This window comes from Rhodothermales bacterium (assembly GCA_041391505.1).
Lineage (GTDB): Bacteria > Bacteroidota > Rhodothermia > Rhodothermales > JAHQVL01 > JAWKNW01.
On record JAWKNW010000058.1, the window covers coordinates 1 to 5,790 of the forward strand.

Here is a 5,790-nt window from a genome sequence, read left to right on the forward strand (position 1 = left end):
GAAAGCCGGCGTGGCGAACAGGTTGGCCTTCTGCGTGATGATCAGGCCGTCGGGATTCGTGGGGGTCGGCACGCTGTCGTGGCCGGCCTCCCGCAGCCGGTCCTGGAGCGCTTCCCGGGTCGTCTTCAGGGTGTTGGTCCGGATCACCAGCGGGGCCGCCTGATTCAGCGCCTTGCAAAGCGCCGCTGTTTCCTCCGGGCCGTACTGCTGGTGCCAGATCGCCACCATCCAGTCGGGCATGGAGTGGGTGAGCGCGATGGCCTCGACCGGATCGTCCGGCGGCGGTTTTTCGAGCGCGCCGGCGACGGCGCGTCGCAGCTGCGCCTCATCCTCCGGCTCGAGCGGGAGGCGGGCGCCCGGCTCGTGGAGGGCCAGATAGGCCAGCGCCCGATGCATGGTGTCGAGGTCGGGAAACGCCCACTCCAGCCACCGCCGGTTGCGCAGCATGCCGTAGACGGTCTCCGCAACGAACCCCCGATCGCGCTTGCCGAGCTGCTTGCGCTCCTTGAAAAACGTCTGCATGAGCCGATCCGCCGGATACGGCGAGGCCGTGATCCGGTCGTACAGGGCGACGACGGCGTAGAGGGCGAAGGGGCGGACGATGAGGCGCTGCGGAGCAGCGGCCGCATCCCGGTCAGGAGGCTGGGGCATCGGGGATCCAGAGGTGGGCTTTCATGTCGACACGGCCATCCGGCGTAAAGGCGACGCCTTCGTTGCGGAGCCGCTCTTCCATCACGTCCGGCCCCTCGAAACGCAGGGCGGCCGAAAGTTTTCCGTCGCGCGCCACGACGCGATGACAGGGCAGCGCCTTGCCGCCGGCGGCCTGCATGGCCCAGCCGACGGTCCGCGCCGCCCGGGGCGAACCCAGACAGGCAGCGATGTGGCCGTACGTCGTCACGCGCCCTTCGGGAATCTCAGCGACAATGTCCCAGACACGTTCGAAAAAAGAAGACATGGGGAGATGGCAAAAATGCAAAATGAACGTAGCGCTAATCGCTAATCGCTAACCGCACGCCCCATACCGCGTTGGTGACGTAGAGGGCATCGGCCCGGGCAAGATCGTTGGGGTAGAGGTCGCGTTCAACGATGCCGGGGTGTTTTTTGATCAGATAGCTGCGGTAGACACCCGGGAGGATGCCGGCGGAGCGGGGCGGGGTGAAGACCCGGCTGCCCAGTCGGACGAACAGATTCGTCCGGGAGCCTTCGCAAACCCGACCCTCCACATCCATCAGCAGCGCCTCCCCGCAGCCGGCGGCTTGCGCCTCGGCCCACGCGGCGTCGTAGATCGCCCGACGCGTCGTCTTATGGACAGAAAGGCCCGAAGCGGGGTCCAGATGGACTGACCGCGCCAGATGAAGCCGTACGGGGCCGGCGGGCGGGTCGGTCAGCGCCGAGGCCGTGCATGAAACCCGGCCGTCCCTGTCCAGCAGCAGGCGGAGCCGCATCGGGCTGTCCGGATCCTCCTGCGGGATGCAGGCCTCGATGGCGCGGCGAATCGCCGGCCGATCCATTCCAAATCCCAGCGCCTCCGCCGACGCACCCAGCCGGGCGAGATGGTACCCGAGCAGCCGGACGCTGCCGGTCCACCGCATGGTCTCGATCAGTTGCAGTTCATCCGACATCGGCGTTCACCCCCGCACGGGCAGGGCCGGCGACGGGGCGATCTCTCCCAGAAAAGCCCCCTTGAGCAGGCACTCGTCGTATTCCGCGCCGGCGTCCGAATCCCACACGATGCCGCTCCCGACGCCCATGACGCCTTCCCCATCCCGCAGGGCGAGCGTGCGGATGGCGACGTTGAACACGGCGTCGCCTCCCGGCGCGACAAAACCGATGGTCCCGCAATACACACCGCGAGGGCCCGTTTCAAGGGCGGCGATCCGCTGCATGGCGCTCCGCTTGGGCGCGCCGGTGATCGACCCGCAGGGGAAGAGCGCCTCGAACAGCGCCGGCAGATCGACATTGGGCCGGAGGCGTCCGGTGACGGTGGAGGTCATTTGAAACAGCGTCTCGTAGCGTTCGAGCGAAAAGAGCGCCGGCACCTCCACGGAGCCGACTTCGCAGACGCGCGACAGGTCGTTTCGCAGGAGATCGACGATCATCAGATTCTCCGCCCGATTCTTTTCGTCGGCCAGCAGCCACGCCCCGAGGCGCGCGTCGTCGGCCGCATCGGCGCCCCGGCGGACGGTCCCCTTCATCGGCCGCGCCGTGATCCGGTCGCCGTCGATGCGAAAAAACAGTTCGGGCGAAAAGCTCAGCATCGCTCCTCCGGGGCGCGGCACATAGGCGCCGTAGGCCACCCGCTGGCGGCTGCGGAGCGCCCGGTAGAGCGCGAACGGATCGCCGCGGTAGGGAAAGCGCAGCGACGTGGTGAAATTCACCTGGTAGACGTCGCCCTCGCGAATGTGGTCCTTGATCCGGCCGATCGCTTCCGCATAGGCGTCGCGCGCGATGGCGAGCCGGCGGTCGCCGATCCAGACGGGCGTATCCGCTTCGGGGAGGTCGATCGCCGCCGGCGCGTCGTAGACGCCGAACCACAGGAGGGGCTCCGGGCCGGCGTGGGCCGGCGAGAGGCCGCAGCACGCCGCGCCGGCCTCATAGCTCACGAACCCGGCGATGTAGCGCCCGGCATCGACGGCGGCCTGGGCCCGGTGCAACGCCGGCATGACATCCGCCACGGATTCGGCGACGATGTGCCGAACCGGATTCGCGAACAGCAGACATCCTCCCGGCTCGCCATCGTCGCGTTTTGCCGTGTCGAGCAGCACCGTCCCCGGCTCGCGGAGCCGGGTGGCGATGGCATCAGGGGCGGGAGGGGTCACGTGAATCGCGTGATTCGTATCGATTGGCTTTACAGATAGCCGCGATGCCATCGCGGAGAACCGAGGGACCTCCCGGCCTTGCACGGCGTGCGGCTATGCCGGGAGGTCCCTCGTCAAGCGCTCGCTGCGCGCTCGCGCTGCTCGGGATGACATTGCATTCTACAAGGAGCAATGGGCTCCGCCTACTGATTCCCCAGGATGACCGGCAGGCCGCTCTCGCCGCCTCCGACGATGATCGTCTTCGTGTTGGACGAGTTCGCCAGCTGCTGCGTGGCCTCGATGCCCTTGAAGCGGAGGAAGTTCGGCGACAGGCTTTCGGTGATGATCCGCTGATATTCGGCCTGGCCTTCCGCTTCGATCTTCTTGCGCTGCGCCTCGAGGCTGTCCTTCTGGAGGGTGAAGAAGTAGCGTTCCACTTCCTGTTCCTCGGTCAGCTTGCGCTCGATGGCGCGCTGGATTTGCTCGGGCAGGAGCACGTTGCGGATCAGTACGGCGTCGATTTGCACGTACTGCCCCTGGATCGCCAGACCGCGGACCTGTTCGATGATCTGTCCGGTAGTTCCCGCCGGCGCGAGGAGTACAGCTTTCGGGCGTAAACTGGCCGGACGATCTCACGGACAGCTGCTGGTGCGCTTCGGCTACGAGCTTTGCGGTAGTGGTCGATGTCAATCCTGGTGGAGCTGCGGCAGCCGGGCGGCCTTCGGGGCGCCAGCGGATCGACGCATCCATCCCGATCTGGCAGGCCGGACGACAGCGCCGTGATTTCTTCCAGCCGTTCCTGGACGCTGGTGCCGCGTACTGGATGATATCGACTCCACGGGGCGTGCAACACGAGGCCTTCGCCCACGGTGCTGTTCACATCGGTACCGCTGATCCGGCCAGCGGACGCCGGCAGCCAGAGCGTCGATCGTCGCAGGCATCGCCAGCGACGAGCACGAGGATCAGAAACACGGTAGCGCCGATCATCGTGCGCCCGGCAGCTTGCGTCAGGTTGGGTAATTGCAGCCATATGTCTGAAGTGCATTTCGGTGAAAAAGTCGCCATTCGCCCGCCTCTAGCAGCATGCGTTTTCGGAACAAATAGCCCGGGCTTCATGAACCAACCGCCCTCGTTCGACTGCGAGGCGACAGCCGCTACCCCCATGGAGTCTCCGTGAGGCGACATTGTCGGGTACCCAGCGAAGTAAGCTGATCTGATGCCATCTAATCATCGCCGGGATCTCACCGACGTGTTCGGACCGCGTTCGGCAAACGCGGGTCGCGCTGGCCCCTTACACCACATTTCTGCATCGGCGGCCTGTCGACTACATTTCCTGCCGTCCGCCGACGCCTGCGGGAGGCCGCTAAACGCCGCACCGTGAGGCCGGCGTGCCGTTTTTCCTGCTCGGCAAGCCAACGTCCTGGTGAGCGACGAGGGATTCCAAATGTGATCCACAACCAGTCTTGATCCATCGCGGTTGACCCTGAACGCCGCACATGGCCTTCAGCAGCGCCATCGTGTACCCCACCGATCGACTATGCGGTCTCGCACGGGCCGTCGGGGCTCGAGCACTACGTCGGCATCCCCTCCACGGCTGTCGGCGGGCCCAGGGCAGAATCTCCATTTCCTCTCCGCCGCCCGAGCGGGCGCGGACGATAAGTCGAGGAGGTGCTGCACGAGGCCGATAATCCCACCAGGAGGCGCGCGGCGCGCGGTGGACGTCGCCTATTTTCAGTATGGATACGACTACTCGATCCTGCACGACCGGGAGGACATCGTGCTCAGCGCCACCTTCCAGCTGGAGGCCGGCGACCCGGAGTGGATGAAATCGGTGATGGAGGCCAACCTCGCGTGGCGGCGCGACCGGCACCCGCCGCTCGACACCGAGCCCAGCGCCGGCTCCATCTTCAAAAAAATTGACGGGATCGGGGCGGGCCGGCTGATCGACGAATGCGGGCTCAAGGGGACCCGTATCGGCGGCATCGAAATCACACACCGCCACGCCAACATCATGATCAACCGCGGCGAGGGCAAGGCGGCGGAGGTCCGCCGGCTCATCGAGTACGTCCAGGAAACGGTGGAACAGCGCACGGGCTACCGCCTCGAAACGGAAATCAACTTTGTAGGGTCGTTTTAGATGGACTGGCTAGCCGGCATGTGGGCCATACTCGTAAAGGATCTCCGGCTGGAGTTTCGCAGCCGCTACGCGATCAACATGCTGCTCATGTTCGTGATGGCGTCGCTGGTGATGGTCGTGTATTCCATCGGACAGGAGGAGATCTCGCCCCGGGTACAGTCCGCCCTGATCTGGGTGGTGATCATGTTTTCGGCGAGTGTGGGGCTGGGGCGCTCCTTCATCGGCGAAGAGGAGCGCGGGACGGTGCTGCTGCTGCAACTCAATACGCGGCCCGACATGGTGTACGCCGGCAAGCTGCTGTTCAACATCCTGCTGATCCTGCTGGTAAACAGCCTCGCCTTCGTCGCCTACATCTTCCTGCTGGGCATCGAGGTCGAGCGCCCGATGCTGCTGGTTACGGCCATCGGACTCGGCGCGATCAGCCTCGCCAGCTCGACGACGCTGCTGGCCGCCCTCATTGCCCGGTCGTCGAACCAGGGCGCGCTGCTGCCCGTGCTGCTTTTCCCGCTGCTCGTCCCGCTCCTGCTCTCCGTGGTGCATGCCACGCAGAGCGCGCTCGCCGGCGGCGTGGGCCTCGTGGCCGCGCAGGACGACATCAAGGTGATGATCGGCTTCGCCGGCGTGACGATCACGATGTCCGTCCTGCTGTTCGACTATGTATGGAATGATTAAAAAGGCGTATAATTTGCAGCGCGATTAAGCAACAAAGCGTCTTGAGGCGTACTCTTTGGCAGGCATGATTAGCGCATCAATATGCAATGGATGTCATCCCGAGCAGCCCGCGCGTTCGCGTGGGCGTCGTCGAGGGACCTCCCGACGACAGGCAGGGTGCCTGTCTGCACCTTGCGCACATGC

At 65.5% G+C, this 5,790-nt stretch carries 7 protein-coding genes; 2 read left to right on the top strand and 5 right to left on the bottom strand.

What is annotated here, in order from left to right; translation table 11 throughout:
• The 5 genes from R2834_24645 to R2834_24665 form a co-directional block, all read right to left on the bottom strand.
• The coding region (locus R2834_24645; protein MEZ4703543.1) for an RsmB/NOP family class I SAM-dependent RNA methyltransferase at positions 1-651 on the bottom strand (651 nt) is incomplete at its 3' end.
• Positions 635-955, bottom strand: coding sequence for a methylated-DNA--[protein]-cysteine S-methyltransferase (locus R2834_24650; GenBank protein MEZ4703544.1), 321 nt, complete (start codon positions 953-955; stop codon positions 635-637). The genes R2834_24645 and R2834_24650, both read right to left, overlap by 17 nt.
• Before the next feature lie 34 nt (positions 956-989).
• Positions 990-1,622: an aminotransferase class IV gene (locus tag R2834_24655; GenBank protein ID MEZ4703545.1), complete on the bottom strand. Its 633-nt coding sequence runs from the start codon at positions 1,620-1,622 to the stop codon at positions 990-992.
• Positions 1,623-1,628: 6 nt separating this feature from the next.
• The gene (locus R2834_24660; GenBank protein ID MEZ4703546.1) at positions 1,629-2,819 is read right to left on the bottom strand and encodes an aminodeoxychorismate synthase component I; all 1,191 of its coding nucleotides are present in this window, start codon (positions 2,817-2,819) and stop codon (positions 1,629-1,631) included.
• A 182-nt stretch (positions 2,820-3,001) separates the two neighbouring features.
• Positions 3,002-3,325, bottom strand: coding sequence for a hypothetical protein (locus tag R2834_24665; protein ID MEZ4703547.1), 324 nt, complete (start codon positions 3,323-3,325; stop codon positions 3,002-3,004).
• Between the two features lie 1,187 nt (positions 3,326-4,512).
• On the opposite strand from R2834_24665, the gene R2834_24670 reads away from it, so the two are divergent.
• Complete coding sequence (locus tag R2834_24670) at positions 4,513-4,935, top strand: hypothetical protein (protein ID MEZ4703548.1); 423 nt, start codon at positions 4,513-4,515, stop codon at positions 4,933-4,935.
• Positions 4,936-5,607, top strand: a complete 672-nt coding sequence (locus R2834_24675; protein ID MEZ4703549.1) for a heme exporter protein CcmB — start codon at positions 4,936-4,938, stop codon at positions 5,605-5,607. It begins immediately after the preceding gene.
• Positions 5,608-5,790: the final 183 nt, after the last annotated feature.

What these genes read in the sequence shown, in the direction of transcription:
- R2834_24655 (MEZ4703545.1), bottom strand. Translation starts at nt 1,622, where the DNA reads ATGTCGGATGAACTGCAACTGATCGAGACCATGCGGTGGACCGGCAGC.
- R2834_24650 (MEZ4703544.1), bottom strand. Translation starts at nt 955, where the DNA reads ATGTCTTCTTTTTTCGAACGTGTCTGGGACATTGTCGCTGAGATTCCC.
- R2834_24675 (MEZ4703549.1), top strand. Translation starts at nt 4,936, where the DNA reads ATGGACTGGCTAGCCGGCATGTGGGCCATACTCGTAAAGGATCTCCGG.